The 17,458-nt window shown below is 42.4% G+C and carries 14 protein-coding genes; 7 read left to right on the plus strand and 7 right to left on the minus strand.

What is annotated here, in order from left to right; genetic code table 11:
* Positions 1–157 precede the first annotated feature (157 nt).
* Complete coding sequence (gene lpdA / locus Q0993_RS20355) at positions 158–1,564, plus strand: dihydrolipoyl dehydrogenase (RefSeq protein ID WP_299536805.1); 1,407 nt, start codon at positions 158–160, stop codon at positions 1,562–1,564.
* A 120-nt stretch (positions 1,565–1,684) separates the two neighbouring features.
* On the opposite strand, the gene Q0993_RS20360 is transcribed toward lpdA, so the two are convergent.
* Complete coding sequence (locus Q0993_RS20360) at positions 1,685–2,548, minus strand: alpha/beta hydrolase (RefSeq protein WP_299536808.1); 864 nt, start codon at positions 2,546–2,548, stop codon at positions 1,685–1,687.
* Between the two features lie 73 nt (positions 2,549–2,621).
* Here Q0993_RS20360 and Q0993_RS20365 point away from each other — a divergent pair, with 73 nt between their 5' ends.
* On the plus strand, positions 2,622–3,230 hold the full coding sequence (locus Q0993_RS20365; RefSeq protein WP_299536811.1) for a TetR/AcrR family transcriptional regulator: 609 nt from the start codon (positions 2,622–2,624) through the stop codon (positions 3,228–3,230).
* A gap of 52 nt (positions 3,231–3,282) precedes the next feature.
* On the opposite strand, the gene Q0993_RS20370 is transcribed toward Q0993_RS20365, so the two are convergent.
* The 6 genes from Q0993_RS20370 to Q0993_RS20395 all read right to left on the minus strand — a co-directional run bounded on the left by Q0993_RS20370 (position 3,283) and on the right by Q0993_RS20395 (position 9,564).
* On the minus strand, positions 3,283–3,654 hold the full coding sequence (locus Q0993_RS20370) for a nuclear transport factor 2 family protein (RefSeq protein ID WP_299536813.1): 372 nt from the start codon (positions 3,652–3,654) through the stop codon (positions 3,283–3,285).
* Positions 3,655–3,702: 48 nt separating this feature from the next.
* Positions 3,703–4,611 (minus strand): family 16 glycoside hydrolase, encoded by a 909-nt coding sequence (locus tag Q0993_RS20375; RefSeq protein WP_299536816.1) that lies wholly within the window; start codon positions 4,609–4,611, stop codon positions 3,703–3,705.
* A 9-nt stretch (positions 4,612–4,620) separates the two neighbouring features.
* Positions 4,621–6,120, minus strand: coding sequence for a DUF5060 domain-containing protein (locus Q0993_RS20380; protein WP_299536819.1), 1,500 nt, complete (start codon positions 6,118–6,120; stop codon positions 4,621–4,623).
* A 90-nt stretch (positions 6,121–6,210) separates the two neighbouring features.
* A complete protein-coding gene (locus Q0993_RS20385; protein ID WP_299536822.1) occupies positions 6,211–7,971 on the minus strand; it encodes a serine hydrolase in 1,761 nt (586 codons plus the stop codon).
* 120 nt (positions 7,972–8,091) lie between these two features.
* On the minus strand, positions 8,092–8,322 hold the full coding sequence (locus tag Q0993_RS20390) for a CDGSH iron-sulfur domain-containing protein (protein ID WP_299536825.1): 231 nt from the start codon (positions 8,320–8,322) through the stop codon (positions 8,092–8,094).
* A gap of 57 nt (positions 8,323–8,379) precedes the next feature.
* Positions 8,380–9,564 (minus strand): heparan-alpha-glucosaminide N-acetyltransferase domain-containing protein, encoded by a 1,185-nt coding sequence (locus Q0993_RS20395; protein WP_299536827.1) that lies wholly within the window; start codon positions 9,562–9,564, stop codon positions 8,380–8,382.
* Positions 9,565–9,728: 164 nt separating this feature from the next.
* Between Q0993_RS20395 and Q0993_RS20400 the strand changes: the two genes are divergently transcribed.
* The 5 genes from Q0993_RS20400 (at position 9,729) to Q0993_RS20420 (ending at position 17,458) form a co-directional block, all read left to right on the plus strand.
* Positions 9,729–10,268: an NADPH-dependent FMN reductase gene (locus Q0993_RS20400; protein WP_299536830.1), complete on the plus strand. Its 540-nt coding sequence runs from the start codon at positions 9,729–9,731 to the stop codon at positions 10,266–10,268.
* Positions 10,265–11,563: an anthranilate synthase component I family protein gene (locus Q0993_RS20405; protein WP_299536832.1), complete on the plus strand. Its 1,299-nt coding sequence runs from the start codon at positions 10,265–10,267 to the stop codon at positions 11,561–11,563. The genes Q0993_RS20400 and Q0993_RS20405 overlap by 4 nt, the downstream gene beginning before the upstream one ends.
* A 94-nt stretch (positions 11,564–11,657) precedes the next feature.
* Positions 11,658–12,965, plus strand: a complete 1,308-nt coding sequence (tilS, locus tag Q0993_RS20410; RefSeq protein WP_299536834.1) for a tRNA lysidine(34) synthetase TilS — start codon at positions 11,658–11,660, stop codon at positions 12,963–12,965.
* The gene (locus Q0993_RS20415; RefSeq protein ID WP_299536837.1) at positions 12,962–14,962 is read left to right on the plus strand and encodes a protein-disulfide reductase DsbD; all 2,001 of its coding nucleotides are present in this window, start codon (positions 12,962–12,964) and stop codon (positions 14,960–14,962) included. Before tilS ends, Q0993_RS20415 begins: the two co-directional genes overlap by 4 nt.
* A gap of 96 nt (positions 14,963–15,058) precedes the next feature.
* Positions 15,059–17,458, plus strand: coding sequence for a penicillin acylase family protein (locus Q0993_RS20420; protein WP_299536840.1), 2,400 nt, complete (start codon positions 15,059–15,061; stop codon positions 17,456–17,458).

The raw sequence follows: 17,458 nt of genomic DNA on the forward strand, positions 1-17,458 counted from the left end.
TTTGAGTTATCAGGTAATATTACGATTTTACAAAGGGCTATGCAAGTTGGGCCTCGGATGTGCCATTCAAATAGGTAATTCGGGTATCTGTTTCCAAGGTATGGTCAACCCAAAAAATCGTGGTATTTTTGTACTTCAAATTAAAGCAAGTTACTCTATGAATTCATATAATGTGGCCGTTATAGGCTCTGGACCTGGAGGTTATGTTGCGGCCATCCGCTGCGCACAGTTGGGAATGAAGACAGCGATTATCGAAAAGTACCCTACTTTGGGCGGTACTTGCCTCAATGTAGGTTGTATACCCTCTAAGGCCCTATTGGATTCAAGCCACCACTATGAGGATGCTGTAAAACATTTTAAGGAACATGGTATCGATATACCGGGAGAAGTAAAGGTGAACCTGGAACAGATGATTGCACGAAAGCAGGGGGTAGTGGACCAAACTACAAAGGGCATTGAGTTTTTAATGGACAAGAACAAGATCGATGTCTACGAAGGTTTGGGCAGCTTTAAGGACAGTACCCATATTACCATTACCACGAATGATGGAAAAACCGAGAGCATAGAGGCCAAGCACATTATTATAGCCACAGGGTCCAAACCATCTACCTTACCGTTTATCAAAATTGACAAGGAACGTATTATTACCTCCACGGAGGCCTTGAAACTCAAGGAAATCCCGAAACACCTAATAATCATTGGAGGCGGGGTTATAGGACTGGAATTGGGACAGGTGTATAAACGTTTGGGGGCCGAGGTCTCCGTAATAGAATATATGAATCGTATTATCCCTACAATGGATGGTGCACTCTCGAAAGAGCTGATGAAGGTGATGAAAAAACAGAAAACCAAGTTTTATCTGTCCCATAAAGTAAAGTCGGTAGAGCGCAAGGGCAACGAGGTGGTCGTAAAGGCTGATGACAAAAAAGGGCAAGAGGTTGAATTTAAAGGAGATTATTGCCTTGTTTCCGTGGGAAGACGACCCTATACGGACGGACTCAACGCCGAAGCGGCGGGAGTTAAACTTGATGATCGGGGCAGGGTGGAAGTAAATGAACATTTGCAGACCAGCGCGGCCAATATCTATGCCATTGGGGACGTTATCCGTGGTGCCATGTTGGCCCATAAGGCGGAAGAGGAAGGAACTATGGTCGCCGAAATTTTGGCTGGGCAAAAACCGCATATTAACTACAACCTTATTCCAGGGGTGGTTTATACCTGGCCAGAAGTGGCCGCTGTAGGGAAGACCGAAGAAGAATTGAAGGAAGCCGGTGTGGATTACAAGTCGGGCCAATTTCCTATGCGGGCCTTGGGGCGTGCCAGGGCCAGTATGGATATCGATGGATTTGTAAAGATTTTGGCCGATGCAAAAACCGATGAAGTATTGGGTATACATATGATCGGTGCGCGTTGTGCAGATTTAATAACAGAGGCAGTAACGGCAATGGAGTTCCGTGCTTCGGCCGAGGATATCGCCAGGATGAGCCATGCGCATCCCACCTATGCGGAAGCCGTTAAGGAAGCTGCGCTGGCAGCTACGGCGGATCGAGCGTTGCACGTTTAAAGAATTGTTATTGAGTGAGGGGTAACTGTTCTGACCGAAGGTTGACTTTTGGGTATGTAAATTGTTTTGTACTTGCTTTGACAGTGGTTTTGGTCCTAGCTACCTCCAATATTAATGGTCTTAATTGACCCATTCCCTGATTTTCAATTGTATTTCGGAATATGAACTTTTAGACGGCATATGCTTTGAATCGTTTAAGAAATAGACCTCTTTCAAATTGGTAAAAAGTGACTTACTTTTTTTCGCTACTTTTTTACCAGGAAAGAAAACATCGTCCAAAGCTGCAATAATATAAACAGGGTGGTTAAAATGGGCTATGTCCTTTCTTTTTAGCAAAGTCGGTATTTTTGTATTGAGTTTCACACCCAGCATTAAGGACTTCAATAGTTGAAATAAAAAATGATCTTCCTGCGGGGCAAAGGCATTGGTAAAAGCCTTTAGGTGTTTATCTTTTTTGGTTATTCTAAAACGTAAAAGGGGAATGGTCAGTTTGGTGATGGAATCCCAAATCTTGCCATTTACGATACCGCTGGGGACCACAAAAATACATTTTTCCACTCTTTCCGGTTTGTGCGTAATTAGTTTTTGAACGATAAATGCGCCGTAGGAAATGCCAATAACGTTGGCTTTTTCGATATTTAACTTTTCAATGACTTCATTCGCCCAAACCGCGTAAGAATCACCCTTTGTTTTCATTGTTGTTTCCTCACTTTTTGTAACCTGTCCTACGGTGTCAACTGCAAAAAAGGAATATAGGCCCCGCAAATCCGTAATAGCTTCCAACGTAAGTGGCGCCCCCGCGTTAAATCCATGAAAAAGTACAATTGGTTTGCCCTTTACATTACCGGTCTGGATTACCCGGGTTCTCCCGAATTGGGTATCGACATCAACCTCAGTATAATCGATGCGTAAACTTTCCAATTTTTCATCGTAGAGTTTCATTAAACCATTTTTGGCCTGCTCACTCTTGTATATTGTTCCCATGATGTTAAATTGTGGACCAAATATAGGATAAATATTTCAAGTTTAGTCCATTTGGCCTATTTTTGAAAATCGCATGGATACACGAGATCAAATAAAACGAAAGGCGACGACCCTGTTTAATGAAAAGGGCGTTAAAAATATCACTCTGAGAGCGGTGGCTTCGGCTCTGGAAAAAAGCTATGGAAATATCACCTATCACTACAAGACCAAAAATGATCTTATTATTGAATTGTTCGAGGACATGGCGATTGAGACCGCAGAAATCGTAAAATCATTTCAGTCCCAAAATTTACTCCACGCCATTTTAGATGCACCAAAGAAAACATTTGACATTTCAATGAAGTACCTGTTCTTTTATGTGGATTACGTAGAGATCAGGAGGAGCTATAGAGTTGTTTATAAAAAGGCCGAAGAAAACAACGCCTATAGGAAAGGGAATTTCATGAAGATTTTGGAACAACTACAAATCCAAGGAATTTTAAGAAAGGAGCTAACACCCAAAGATTTGAATTATTTGATGGATTTAAGTGGTGCAATGCGGACTTTCTTCTTTCTTAATCTTCGTCCGGAAAATTTTGTCGATTTGGAACTTAAAACAAAGTATACTGTCTATGTCAATAACCTGTTAATGCCTTATCTTACCGCTAAGGGGCTAGAGGAATATAAAGCGTATTTAGAATAGCTTGATTTTAGAGCTGCACCCTTAATTTATCCAATAGTATAAGATTGTTGTATCAATACATTGTATTGGGGTTTTTTGATGTATCCGGTATCTGTTGTATGGCATCCCAGTGCTCGCATATTTTCCCATTGGCATCAAACCGAAAAAAATCCATGGTTACGTACTCTTCGTTTCCAGGCCAAACCTGATGGGTATGCAGCGCCACTAAATCACCTTCGCCAATACATCGGACAAATTCAATGGACTTATTGGGATATTCCGCTTGCATTCTCTCAAAGTAGGTTATAAATCCTTCTGTGCCATTGGCAACATCCGGATTGTGCTGAATGTAGGTGTCGCCTATATACAATTCCACTGCTTTTCTGGGATTTCCTTCATAGGCCATTTTATAGAAGGCTATGGCATTTTGTTTGTTTTCCTCCATCAGTTGTGTTTTTTGTAGTCTTCCTATCACATATGGTTTCATTGGATTCTATTCCAGGTATTTGGACAAAACCTTGGGTGTTTTTTCCAGTTTCCTGTAAAATATATCCTTGAAATAAATTACCGCACCTTCCGATTGGAGTGTTAATCTACCCGAAACCAGAGGTTCCGGGGTCGTCCCCTTTTTGTAAAATGAATTGAGGAGAATTAGATTTACTTTCCCATTGATCATATGTACGGCATGATTTTCCCAACAGATAAGTTCCAAGGTATTCCACGCTCCATGGGGTTTTTCGTTGTATGGGCTGGCAATTACGATTTGCCATTCGTTTTTACCCTCAAAATGGTGTAACCCTGCGTTTTGATCAAATAGCAGCATAGTATCCTTTAAAGTGCTTACCAAATGCTCCAGATAGGGCTTCGCTTTTTTAATGGCCGTGGGAATAGCCGTGGTCGGCGTGGCGGGAATATCCAAAATCACATTCTTTGCCCAGTAACTGCCTACGTCCCCTTCATGGATTTGTAATTCGTGCCTAACCTTTCCCTGATGGTACAGAATGCCCCCGTCTTTGGGCCGACCTTCCATCCATTTCCACTTTAGGTCCCCCCATTTGAACTTTAATTTAAGGTGATAGTTGGCCATACTATCCTTAAGAATCAATCCGCCGATTACCTCGCCCGATATTCGAATAACGTTTTCCTCATCAAGGGTATCAATGGTGAACACGGCCAAAGGGTCATTATATCCCAATCCCTCTACGTAATTGCCCAAACTATCTTTTTTAAGCCCTGGAACACGCACGGAAGAGTCTGGTATGCCCAAATAATGTCTAAAGGCCAGGGTATCCTCTCCCTTATAGATTGGTATCCATTTGTCCTTGTCCTCCGAACAACTGAATATCATCAACAAAAACAAGATGGGAACGAGAAGGCGAAAAAAGGTCTTAAGATTGGTCATAAGCAAAATTTATTGTGCAGCCAGTCGTAATACTACGGCCATATAGGGCTTTCGGGGAAGGTCCAATTTATCTCCCTTACCAAAAGTACGTTCCTGTTTAACAATTGTACCGGTTTTGGTATCGATGATATCCGCCTGGTATTTAAGGTTTTCTGGCAATTCCATGAACGTCCAACTGCTATTTTGATACTCGCCGAAATAATATAGATAATAGGTCTTATCTACTCCAGCCCGGATCCAATTTAAGCGCCAGTCCGTTCCCAAGGGTTTCAAATGACCGGGGATGTTGTTGAGCACTTTCTTTAATACGTGGAGTTCTTGTGCCGAACTCCCTTCAAAATTGCCTCCCTGACGAAAAAATTGGAAACCTGTGTCCTTTTGTTGAAATGCTTCCCCGTGCGTGGCATAGGCCCCAAGAATGGTCATCAGCCAAAAACGATGTCGAATCATGTCCCCGTTGAGGGCCACTGTGCGGTTGTCCCCGTTACCTTCGTAACAGAATTCATCAAAAAGTACGGGCTTTTTAAAGGTATCCCGAAGGGTGGTACTTTTCCACCAAGCCTCGCTCTGGGCACTCACATGGGTCACCCATGGCTTGCTGTGGTCATACCAGTTTGCAGCATTATGGATAGATCGTAGCCGATTGTAAGGGTCATTTTCTTGAAAAAACCGGAAATACCCGTCCCAATCCTCGGTCGTCCTTTCCAACATCAGATCAAATTCATTGGCCATGGACCACCAAATGTTACGGAACGCCCCAAATCTGGCATTTACATACTTTAAATAAAGGTATTGTTCTTTTTTGTTCATCGTGTCAAACCCCCAAACTCCTTTATCGTAAGGATGGAAAACAAAGAGGTCTACCTGAATGTCTAACTTTTGCATTTCCTTGATATACCTTTCATAACGGGCAAAGTAATCCACATTGAATCGGGTAAAATCCCAATCTTTCACCTTTCCCTCGTAGGGATAAAGATCATAGTCCATGCCACTTGGTGCATGAGGGAGTAATGCTACCCTAATTTTATTGAAAGGGGATTTTTTAAGTGATTCCAAGGTTTTTTCACGGGTTTCTCGCTTTTGTTGTATCCATCCGTACGCTGTAGTACCTAAGGGGTAAAAAGGTTTTCCATCGGCATACGCAAAATGAAAAGTGCCCTTGACGGCCACAGGACCATGATTTCCGCTTTTGGGCGGGATACATTGAAACATACCTTTTTGCCGGTGAAGCTGGGTATCGTTACTTTCGGTAATGTACCGCCAAGTGCCCTCCTTATGGGGCATAAAACGTAGTTTGTAGCTACCATCCCCGTCATAGAACCCTGAAACCGTAACAGTGTCCTGTCTATGATAAAACTTGCCGGTAAGCTGCACTTCAGTGAATGGATTACCTTCTTTTTTTCCATTTAATTGCAATTCGAAAACATCCCATTTTTCTACTTGGTATTGGGCCCCAAGGAAAAAACTAGATAGGAAAACAGTCCATAGAAGCGATGTACCAATTCTCATAATAGCTGACCTTATGGACGAAAATATAATAAAAGAATTGAACTGCTTGAAAATTTGATACTCAAAAAAACGATTATGGGAAGTGTACCACTATTGATTGTATGGAATGTAGTTTTCCCACTCCCAAGGAGTATAGGTGTCGCCTATGGCAACTTCCAAAAGCTCCTTAAAAATGCTTTCCCCATTATCACTGTTGGCCATGATCAGTATCCCTTTTCCGGTTTGGGGAAAGATGACTGAGTAATGCTGGAATCCATCGCCGTGTCCTTCCTTAAAAGCTCCAAAACCGTATGGGGTTTCAAACAAGCCCCATCCCAACCCATAACTTAAGTTAATGGCATCATACAGTGTAGTATCCTTTTTTGATAGTGGCCCAAATTGTTTTGTGGAACGTATTCGGATCTGGGGTCTGAACAATGCTGCCCAAGACGACTTGGAAATAAGTTTTTCCTGCAGTACGGCTTCCAAAAATCGGGTATAATCCCTTGCAGTGGTCTCTAGGGTGCTAGGTCCTCTGGGCTCATTATCCGTATCCTTGGGGTAAAGTTGCCCTTTGGTGGAATGCCCATAGGCGAAATCCTTTTCAAAACGGGTATACCATTGATACCCCGAGTTTTCCATACCAATCGGTTTAAAAATGTATTCTTGGGCCAAGGACTCTAAATCTTTGCTGAGGATTTTTTCCAGGATTACCTGTAGGTATACCATTCCTTCCCCTGAGTATTGATAACGGCTTCCCGGCTCAAACTTAACCCTTAGCTTCCGGTCCTCCTCAAACCACCGCCAGTTCGGAAACCCGGTAGTGTGGGCCAAGCACATACGCGCCGTAATTTTAGGATATAAAGTGTCTGCCGCCAAATCGGAAAAATCATCGTGCCACCGGGTCATGGGTTCATATTCATATATTTTTTTGGGAAGATAGGATTCCAAAGGCGTATCCAAGTCAATGATACCTTCCTCCACCAATTTCATTGTCAAAACCGCAAAAACCGCTTTGCTCAAAGAGGCACCATACATATTGGTCGAATCTGTAAGCGGCATTTTGGTTTTATAATCCCGATATCCAAAGGTTTTTTGATAAGTGGCCGTATTCCCATTAAAGATAGAAACCGCCAGACCATGTACCTGGGCATCAGTCGTGAGCTGTTCGATTTTAGCGGTTAGGGAATCCCGAGTAATAGTGGTGCCGGGCAATTGGGATATATTTTGCGAGCTCTTGGAATTGCAACCTATAAGGCCAAAAATGAAAAAGGTTAATAGAAGTCCAATGGTTTTGGAGCTTTCGTGCATCCCTTTTTTTAAGAAGGGAAAGGCCAAGGGGTAATAACACTTTTTAGCGTTTAAGACAGTTACAATGTTTAGTATCGTTACAATGAGCGTATAGGGAATAACGCCCATGAAAAGGAAAAATCCCAAACCCTCAACGGTAATGAGGGCTATAAAGGACAGCAGAAACAGAATGGTCATGGTAATCTGAAAGTTTATGACCCTTCTGCCATGTGCGTCATAAATGGGGTTGTCCTCCCGTTTATGAATCCAAAGAAACAAGGGAAAAAGCACATTGCATAAGGGTAACACCAAGCCTAAAATAGGCGTGCCGTGTAATAACAACAACCATTTTTTTTGGAGGTTTTCTATTTTAGGGTTTTCGAGAACAAGAAGATCTTCTACCTTAATTTCGAGGGCGGCCGCCAGTAGCTTAATGGTTTGCAGATGTGGTTTGGTATTTCCTTTCTCAATGCGCTGTATGGTACGCACCGCGACGTTGGTCTTTTCGGATAAATCTTCCTGTGAGTATCCTTTTAGCTTGCGTTGATAGATTAGGTTTTTAGCCAGCGTATTGTTTTCCATGGTCCAAATTTCGTTGACTACAAAACTAGCGACCACATCCGGTCTTTATCATGACATTTGGGTGTCACCTATATGTCATTTCCTCGTATCCGCCAGATCCCCTGGGATATCCAGAAAGAATCACCCATTATGGGAGCCATCGCAAAATGGCGGGGTGCTGGTCTGTTTGCAGGTACATAGCCAGGCTTCTTTGGTCTCTTCCGCTTCAAAAACCAAGGGCGGTGTTGCCTTATTGGTCCTATGTGAGCCATCACAAAAAGGTTGTTCATTACTGTGACTACAACTGCACCAGGAATAACGCTTTCCGGCTTCAAGGTCTACGGGAATAGGGGAATACTTTGTATCGCTCATATCCAATTCGTTTTAGACTAAAATACACAATAGGATAATAGCGAAAAAAGAGAGGGATTAATTTTTAACCAATCCAAATAGCCGGAGTATTCTAACTAAGGAGGCTCTCATTGTTTTATGTACGTTTAGGTATAGCGGTTCCATCTTGGCCCACATATATCCAAAGAAAGAAATCAGGCTCGATTTTAAGGTAACCTTGTGCCTTTCATATAGCAAAGCGGTGTACGTACAAAGAAACATAAACACCAAAGCACTGGGAATAACAATTTGTGGTGTTAAAGAGTGATGGAAAAATCGATATAGGCCCAAGCCCGTAAAGCTTCCATAAAGAATAATGAAATGAACCACATAAATGGACAACGTACTTTGCCCAATCTTAATCAATGTCTTATGGGTCAAGAAGCCTCTAAAGAGCATGAACACGGCAAGCACCAGAAAAACATCCCCTAGTCGAATAAATAAGTAATTATTGAAATAAATACGTTCAAATAATTGTATGTCAGTATATTTCGATAGTAATAAAAAGAAATGGGAAGAATAAAATATTAGCGTAAGCCCTATTACGGTTGCCGAACCGATCGCTATCGGGTATAAATACTTAAAATCCCTAAATCGGGTGAACAGCAGGGATAAAAATCCACCAAAAGCCGTATAGCCAAACCAAGGAAAAATAGTAAATACTGAGCCGTTGGCCTTGGTGAAATAATTGGCCAGGGCATCCGGCAAAAACGAATACGAGAATTGCTTGTACCAGGGCTCTAACAAAAACAACAGTACGGTAATCGTGGCCAAGGCCGCCGGGAACAGCCACCTCTTTTGTTTGTACGTTATCAAATAAAGGCCAATAATGCCCAAAATGGAAAGGCCAATACAGTGCAGCACATCTACCAAATAAAATGCATCATAGATTTGACCTTGTAGTAGTCCAAAAAGATTCAGACGTAATAGATATCCTATCAGTAGTAACTGCAGTCCACGTTTTAACCCCTTTTTAATCCTTGGATTATCAAAGCCTGTTTGTGGAACACGTACCAAGAGGTAGGTAAAGATAAATCCGGACACCGTAAAGAATACTGGGGCCGTAATACCTCTAAAATATTTCCAAATAGTATAACCCCCAGCGGAGTTGTCCCGAAACCCCATATCCAAAAGTCCATCTACAAAATGTCCTTGGAGCATCATGAGAATGGCCCATGCCCTCATGGCATCTATAAAATATAATCTGGCGGACTTTCTTTCCATGTTCGGCTTTTCGGTCTTTATACTTTCCTTCCAAATAGAAGTTCAACGACCTATATACTTGTGAAACAGTGGGTTTGGATGTTTTGCGTTGCAAAATTATGTAAAATGCTCGCAATTCAATTGCATTTACGCTATTTTCGTCGAATAACGATTAAAACGCTTAAATGGCTACAATATTGGCATTTGCAGGGAGCAATTCTTCAACTTCCATTAATTATCAATTGGTAAAATACACAGCTTCACTAGTAGATGACCAGGTCGTTCAATTACTGAATATGGCTCATTTTCCATTTCCTATGTACAGTATTGACTACGAAAAAGAGAATGGATTTTCCAACTCTTTAGTCGAACTCAAAGGCGATATAGGCAAAGCCGACGGACTCATAATCTCCGTGAATGAGCATAATGGCAATCCGTCTGCCTATTTTAAGAACTTGATCGATTGGCTCTCCCGTGTGGAACGCAAATTTTTACAGGATAAAACCCTATTGCTGATGTCCACTTCAGGAGGAAAAAGGGGAGGTGCCGGTGCTTTGGAAATTGCGGAGAAAACCTTGGTAAGGTTTGGCACTTCTGAAATTTTGACCTTTTCGTTACCCAATTTCAGCACCAACTTTGACGTTCACAAAGGTATTTTGGATCATGGGTTGGCACAGCTGCATCAAAATATAGTAGCGGAATTCTTATCCAAAATCCAAGCTTGAGAAAAACGGTTTCCTACACGGTAGCGGACATCCAAAAATTTAAGGACTCCCTTTTAAACTGGTCCCGGCGGTTTAGGGAAATTGTTTGGCTGGAAGGCAATGGCCATGCCGATGTATATAGCTCATTCGACGCCATTCTGGCCGTTGATGCGTTTACTTCTATACAAAGTAATTTCCATGATGCGTTTCTGGATTTACAGCAATATCAGTCGAAGACAAAGGATTGGTTGTTCGGCTATTTGTCCTATGACCTTAAGAATGATGTAGAACAATTGAGTTCCAATAATCCAGATGGATTGGATTTTCCGGAATTGTTTTTTTTTCAGCCCAAGAAAATTATCCGATTGAAAGGAAACTTAGTAGATTTCATATACCTGCATACGCTGGAAGATGAAATTGAGCAGGACTTCGGATCCTTGTTAGGGGGAGACTTTGCGAATCCGGAAGCGGTCCCTACCTCCAAAGATATCCGGATACATATGCGTATTTTCAAGGATGAGTATTTCAGCAGGGTGGAAAAGATGTTGGCCCATATCCATCGTGGTGATATCTATGAGGCCAATTTTTGTCAGGAGTTCTACTCCAAGGATACTCAAATCGATGCTTTACGGATCTATCAAAAGCTAAACATTATCTCAAGGGCTCCTTTTTCGGTTTATCTGAAGTTAAACGACAAGTACTTGCTCTCGGCCTCTCCTGAACGCTACCTTAAAAAAATGGGAACCCGAATTATTTCCCAACCGATTAAAGGTACGGCCAGGCGTTCCCCTAATGAAATTGAAGATGAAAAATTAAGGCTTTCCTTGGCCCGGGACAAAAAGGAGCGTGCCGAAAATATTATGATCGTGGATTTGGTCCGGAACGATATGTCCAAAAGTGCGCTTAAAAGAAGTGTGGCTGTGGAAGAGCTCGGTAAGGTGTACACTTTCAAACAAGTACATCAAATGATTTCAACTGTTACCGCAAGGGTGGAGCCAACTAAAAATCCTGTGGAAATCATTAAGGAGACTTTTCCAATGGGCAGTATGACCGGGGCGCCTAAAATTTCGGCGATGAGAATCATTGAGGAATTGGAGTCCTTTAAAAGAAGCCTTTACAGTGGTGCCGTGGGTTATTTTACCCCAAAAGGTGATTTCGATTTTAATGTGGTCATACGTAGTATTTTGTACAATGCCACAAAGGAATATGTGTCTTTTTCCGTGGGTAGTGCCATTACGGCTATGGCAGATCCGGAACATGAATACGAGGAGTGCCTTGTAAAGGCCAAGGCTATGCGAGAAGTACTGGAAGGCTAGGTTAGGGGCATTGAAGTAGATTACCAAAAAACATACATTTTTCCTCCAGTATCTTCTTGTTTCCGACAATAAACTTTTCCGCTACCTTTGTTTTGTGTTAGCCGAATTCAAAGAACATATCAGGACAAGGTTCCCCGAGTTATTGTCGGAACGGTTTCTGCTTGCCTGTAGTGGGGGAGTGGACAGCGTAGTATTGGCCCATCTCTGTTACCGTGCCGAATTGGATTTTGCCATAGGGCATTGCAATTTTCAGTTGAGAGGCCCGGAAAGCGATGCGGATGAAAAATTCGTAAGGAACTTCACTTTAGAGTTGTCCAAACTTTTTTTTTCAACTTCTTTTGAAACAAATGATTATGTTAAATTTAATAAAGTATCAGTTCAAATAGCGGCACGGGAACTTCGTTACCGATGGTTTAGGGAATTAATGCAGGAAAACGATATTAAAATTTTGGTGACGGCCCATCAGGCGGATGATAATTTGGAAACCTTTTTGATCAATCTTTCCAGAGGGACGGGAATCGACGGTCTTACGGGGATTCCGGAAAAAACCGAGACGTTGGCCCGACCTTTGTTGCCCTTTACAAGATCGCAGATCCTGAGTTATGCCAAAATCGAAAATCTGATGTGGCGCGAGGATCGAAGTAATTCGGATACCAAGTATCTTCGGAATAAAATCCGACATGAACTAGTGCCCAAACTAAAGGAGCTTCATCCGACTTTTTTAAAAAATTTCAAAAATACCCAACAGTTTATTAGCGGAACCTCCCAATTGGCGGAGTTATACATTGACCAAATCAAGGAAAGAATTTTTGGGAGTAAGGATGGCGCAATACAAATCCATGTAAACGCTTTACTGAAGCTGCGGCCCTTGGAACCTCATTTGTTTGCATTGTTCCGGGAATATGGTTTTACGGAATGGAAGGATGTAAAATCACTGCTTACGGCCATGAGCGGCAAGGAAGTGCGTTCCAAGACCCATAGGTTACTCAAGGACAGGGATTTTCTTTTGTTGGCGGAAATCCAGGAAGAATCCCCTAAAGCGTATCCCATTTTGCAGGATGCAAAGGAAATTCATGCTCCGATTCATTTAAAAATAACCCAAGTATCCCGTGTTAAGGAAACCCCAAAAAATGTACTATATGTGGCCAAAGAAACGTTAAAGTATCCACTGACCTTAAGGAAATGGCAAAAAGGCGACTATTTTTATCCATTGGGAATGAAGGGGAGAAAAAAGGTGTCCAAATTCTTTAAGGATGAAAAAATGGATACTCTTTCCAAGGAAAGGCAATGGTTGTTATGTTCTGGCGATGCCGTTATTTGGATAGTAGGAAAAAGGGCCGATGAACGTTTTAAAGTCAACGGGGATACACAAAATATTCTAAAGATCGAACTCGATATATGAAAAACATCATATTCCTTATCGTACTGGTTTTTAATGGTTTATTGTCCTTTTCCCAGGATGATGAAAATCCCGTGCTTTGGTCCAATGAGGTCAACAAAATCTCGGATACCGAATATGAACTTGTATTTACGGGAAGGATCTACGAAGGTTGGCATGTATATTCACAGCATACCGCGGAAGGAGGTTCCCTACCCAGTGAATTTAAGTTCGGCACTGCAGGCCAGGACTATGAGCTTATTGGCGAAACCCGGGAAAGCGAAACAATAACCGAATACAGTGATGTTTTTGAGGTCGATGAGACTTTTTTTAAAGAGAAAGCCGTATTCACCCAAAGAATTCGATTATTAAATCCAGATGTTCGGCAAATTGATGTAAACCTCTGGTATCAAGTTTGTAAAGAGGTTTGTATTCCTGCCGAAAAGGACTTTGCATTTTCATTGGATGGGGGTGCCATTGTTACGGAGAACAAATCGGTGGACGAAAGAAGTAAGGCCCTAGGGGCTTCGCTTACCCTTGATTTAAAGAACAAGGAGTTATTGCGAGCGACTGAGGTTGGGAGTTCCAAATCCAAATCGGGTTTGTGGACTATTTTTGGTCTCGGATTTCTAGGTGGCCTCATTGCCTTATTGACCCCCTGCGTATTTCCGATGATACCGCTTACGGTATCGTTTTTTACGAAGCAGTCCCAAAAAAAATCCAAGGGTATTGCCAACGCCCTGTTATATGGCTTCTTTATCATCCTGATTTACTTTTTGTTGAGTATACCTTTCCATCTTTTTGATTCCATCGATTCACAAATACTGAACACCATAGCCACCAATATTTGGCTCAACCTTTTTCTCTTTTTGATATTTGTATTCTTCGCCTTTTCGTTCTTTGGTTATTATGAATTGACTTTACCAAGTTCATGGGCCAATGCTATGGATTCCGCCTCCAACAAAGTTGGAGGAGCCTTGGGTATTTTCTTTATGGCAATTACATTGGCCATTGTCTCCTTTTCCTGTACAGGGCCCATTTTAGGGGGATTGTTGGGTAGTACTACTTTGGCCGAAGGCGATGTTGCTACCAATCTTTCCGCTGGTATGTTGGGTTTTGGATTGGCCTTGGCCTTGCCTTTTGCCCTTTTTGCCCTTTTTCCGGCATGGTTGCACTCGTTGCCAAAATCAGGGGGTTGGATGACCACGGTGAAGGTGGTCTTGGGCTTTTTGGAGCTGGCACTGGCCTTTAAGTTCCTTTCCAATGCTGATTTGGTGGGGAACTGGGGTATCTTTAAAAGAGAGATCTTCCTAGGAATATGGGTGGTATTGTTTCTGTTGTTGACACTTTATCTTTTCGGAGTTTTTCGCTTTCCTCATGATGGACCGAAGCAGAAATTGACCCCCATACGAAGAGGTGTCGCTGTGGTAAGTGCAATCTTTTCCCTATATCTGATATTAGGGCTCTTCAATGTTTCCAATTTAAAATTGCTAAGCGGTTTTCCACCTCCCGATTTTTATAGTGTGCAGACGAGCGAGAGTGATTGTCCCTTGGGCATTGATTGTTTTAAGGATTTTGAGGAAGGTCTTTCTTATGCTAAGCAAGTCAATAAGCCCATTTTATTGGATTTCACGGGCTGGGCCTGTGTAAATTGCCGCAGGATGGAGGAAAAGGTATGGAGCGAACCGAATATTTATTCGGTATTAAAGGAAGATTATGTCCTTATATCGCTTTATGTGGATGACCGTAAGGAACTCCCGGAATCGGAGCAGTTCAATTTTGAGTTCGATTCAGGCCGGGTGAAGTCCATAAAAACGATAGGTCAAAAATGGGGTACCTTTCAAACCATAAACTTCAGCGCAGCGTCCCAACCGTATTATGTGGTATTGACCCCCGATTTGGAAATATTGAACATGGCGGTGCAATACACGGATAAGGATACCTATCGCAATTGGCTAACCGAAGGGCTGAAAAATTTTGAACAATCTAAAAAGGCCATTGCCAAGGCCCCACAGCTGTAAAATCATTCTAGCTTTTGATGTTTGCAACAAAAAGCACTGCTAAAGGTGTTTTTTATTGTTGGGAATACCTCTATCTTAACTGTAAAAATAGTACAGATGAGAAAATTTAAAATACTCGGCTGGACTCTTCTGGGAATCCTGGGTATTTTCATTTTATGCGGAGGGATATTCATTAATTCACTTACCCCCACCTATGAAGGAGAGCGGCAACTTTTGGGTCTTTCCGAAAAAGTAGATGTATACTACGATACCTATGGCATTCCGCATATCTACGCCAATACCGAAGAAGATGCCTTTAGGGCATTAGGCTTTGCCCATGCCCAAGATCGCCTCTGGCAAATGGAATTGCTACGAAGGGTAGGCAGGGGAGGCCTTTCCGAGGTCTTTGGGAAGGATTTGATTAAAACCGATCAATTCTTTCTATCCCTTGGAATTGATGATACCACCTCGGAGACACTGTCCCTCTTGGATATGGACAGTGAGATGGTCCAGCTTTCAAAGGCTTATCTGGAGGGTATCAACCAGTTCGTTTCGAAAGGCCCCACACCTTTGGAGTTTTATCTTACCGGGCTTCAAAAAGAACCTTTTACCTTAAGGGATGTCTATAATACCGTTGGGTATATGGCATTTAGCTTTGCCATGGCACATAAAACAGATCCTTTATTGACCAATATCAAAGACAAACTGGGTCCGGAATATCTCAAAGATTTGGAAATCAACGTAGATACCAGTACCCTTTGGATCAAAAATCGCAAAGGACTTCCAGTTGATTCTTCGGAAAATACAATTACTGCAATGGTCTCGGATGCTCTTGGGAATATAGCGCTTCCCCTTTTTGAAGGCAGCAACAGTTGGGTGATTTCGCCATCCAAGACCAAGAACGGAAAAGTCATTTTTGCGAATGACCCGCATATCGGCTTCGCGCAACCCGCCGTATGGTACGAGGCCCATGTGGTGACACCTACCTATGAAAAGTATGGGTATCATATGGCCGGAATACCTTTCCCGATCCTAGGGCATGACAGGCAACTGGCCTATGGCATGACGATGTTCGAAAATGACGATGTGGACTTTTACTTTGAGGAACCGCATCCTTCGGATAGCTCAAAATATAGAACAACTGGGGGCTGGACTGATTATGAAATAGTGTCCAAAACTATAAAAGTGAAGGATTCCTCCGATGTTTCCTTTGCTTTCAGGAAAACGGTCCATGGTCCCGTACTTAATGGAATTGCAGACCAAGTAACCGGTGAGCGTCCCATAAGCATGTCGTGGATTTATACCCAAGTAGAGAATAAAGTAATGCATGCCTTATATGATATGGTTCATGCCGCCAATATGCTGGAGTTTCAGTCTGCCCTGACCACCATTCATGCGCCCGGTCTGAATATTATGTATGGGGATGCGGAAGGAAATATCGCTTGGTGGGCTACCGCAAAGCTATATCAAATTCCGGAGGATGTTAACACCAAGCTGGTTTATGAACCGCTTACCGGGATGCCTGTGGAAAAGGATTATCTGGACTTTTCTCAAAACCCCCAGGCCATAAATCCGCCTTGGAATTATGTGTACTCTGCCAACAATCAGCCGGATTCCATTGCCGGGATGCTGTATCCAGGGTATTATCTACCCGAGAATCGCGCCCGGCGCATTGTTGAATTGTTGGAAACAAAAAATAATTGGGATCGGGAAATGGTAGCCGAGATGATAATGGATGTCACATCCCCGGTACATCCGGAGATTGTGGACAATTTGGTGAAGTCCTTGGAATTAAAACAGCTCAATAGTATCCAGACCAAAGAGTTGGACGCCTTGGTTGCCTGGAAAGGTGATTATCCCCTAAATAGTGTAGAAGCCACCGTGTACACCGGATGGATCTATCATTTCCTTAAAAACACTTTTGCAGATGAATTGGGCAACGAATTGTTCGAACAGGTCATGGCCACACATTTCCTCAAAAGATTAATTTCGCCCATGGCCGCAAAAGAAAATTCCATTTGGTGGGATGATATTGGAACATCCGAAAAGGTAGAAACCAAAAAGGAAATCGTACAAAAATCCTTTGCCCAGGCATTAGAATCCTTGGAGAGGGAATTTGGTTCCGATAGAAGAAACTGGACATGGAACAAGTTTCATACCCTGGAACACGGTCATCCCATCGGTCAAGTAGCCATTTTTCGTTCCCTCTTCAATGTAGGTCCTTTTCCCGTAAATGGTACAAGGGAGGTCATAAACAATATGAAATTCAACTTTAATGAAACCCTAAGGTATGATGTGCTCTCAGGACCTTCCACACGTAGGATAATCGATTTTTCCGATGTCGAGAATAGCATGAGTATCCTACCCACGGGCCAATCCGGAAATCCCTTTAGTCCCTATTACGAGAATCAGGCCGAAATGTATGTGAAGGGAGAATTCCGTAAAATGATGATGAATAGGGAAGAAATAGAAGCCACTTCAAAATCTTTACTTACATTTAGACCTACAGAAGAGTAA

Origin of the sequence: Ulvibacterium sp. (genome assembly GCF_028285715.1) — a bacterium.
In the GTDB taxonomy this organism is placed as follows: Bacteria; Bacteroidota; Bacteroidia; order Flavobacteriales; family Flavobacteriaceae; genus Ulvibacterium.

Excerpts from the sequence above, each read along its gene's own strand:
- lpdA (WP_299536805.1), top strand. The coding sequence starts at position 158 with ATGAATTCATATAATGTGGCCGTTATAGGCTCTGGACCTGGAGGTTAT.
- Q0993_RS20360 (WP_299536808.1), bottom strand. The coding sequence starts at position 2,548 with ATGGGAACAATATACAAGAGTGAGCAGGCCAAAAATGGTTTAATGAAA.
- Q0993_RS20365 (WP_299536811.1), top strand. The coding sequence starts at position 2,622 with ATGGATACACGAGATCAAATAAAACGAAAGGCGACGACCCTGTTTAAT.
- Q0993_RS20370 (WP_299536813.1), bottom strand. The coding sequence starts at position 3,654 with ATGGAGGAAAACAAACAAAATGCCATAGCCTTCTATAAAATGGCCTAT.
- Q0993_RS20375 (WP_299536816.1), bottom strand. The coding sequence starts at position 4,611 with ATGACCAATCTTAAGACCTTTTTTCGCCTTCTCGTTCCCATCTTGTTT.
- Q0993_RS20380 (WP_299536819.1), bottom strand. The coding sequence starts at position 6,120 with ATGAGAATTGGTACATCGCTTCTATGGACTGTTTTCCTATCTAGTTTT.
- Q0993_RS20385 (WP_299536822.1), bottom strand. The coding sequence starts at position 7,971 with ATGGAAAACAATACGCTGGCTAAAAACCTAATCTATCAACGCAAGCTA.
- Q0993_RS20390 (WP_299536825.1), bottom strand. The coding sequence starts at position 8,322 with ATGAGCGATACAAAGTATTCCCCTATTCCCGTAGACCTTGAAGCCGGA.
- Q0993_RS20395 (WP_299536827.1), bottom strand. The coding sequence starts at position 9,564 with ATGGAAAGAAAGTCCGCCAGATTATATTTTATAGATGCCATGAGGGCA.
- Q0993_RS20400 (WP_299536830.1), top strand. The coding sequence starts at position 9,729 with ATGGCTACAATATTGGCATTTGCAGGGAGCAATTCTTCAACTTCCATT.
- Q0993_RS20415 (WP_299536837.1), top strand. The coding sequence starts at position 12,962 with ATGAAAAACATCATATTCCTTATCGTACTGGTTTTTAATGGTTTATTG.
- Q0993_RS20420 (WP_299536840.1), top strand. The coding sequence starts at position 15,059 with ATGAGAAAATTTAAAATACTCGGCTGGACTCTTCTGGGAATCCTGGGT.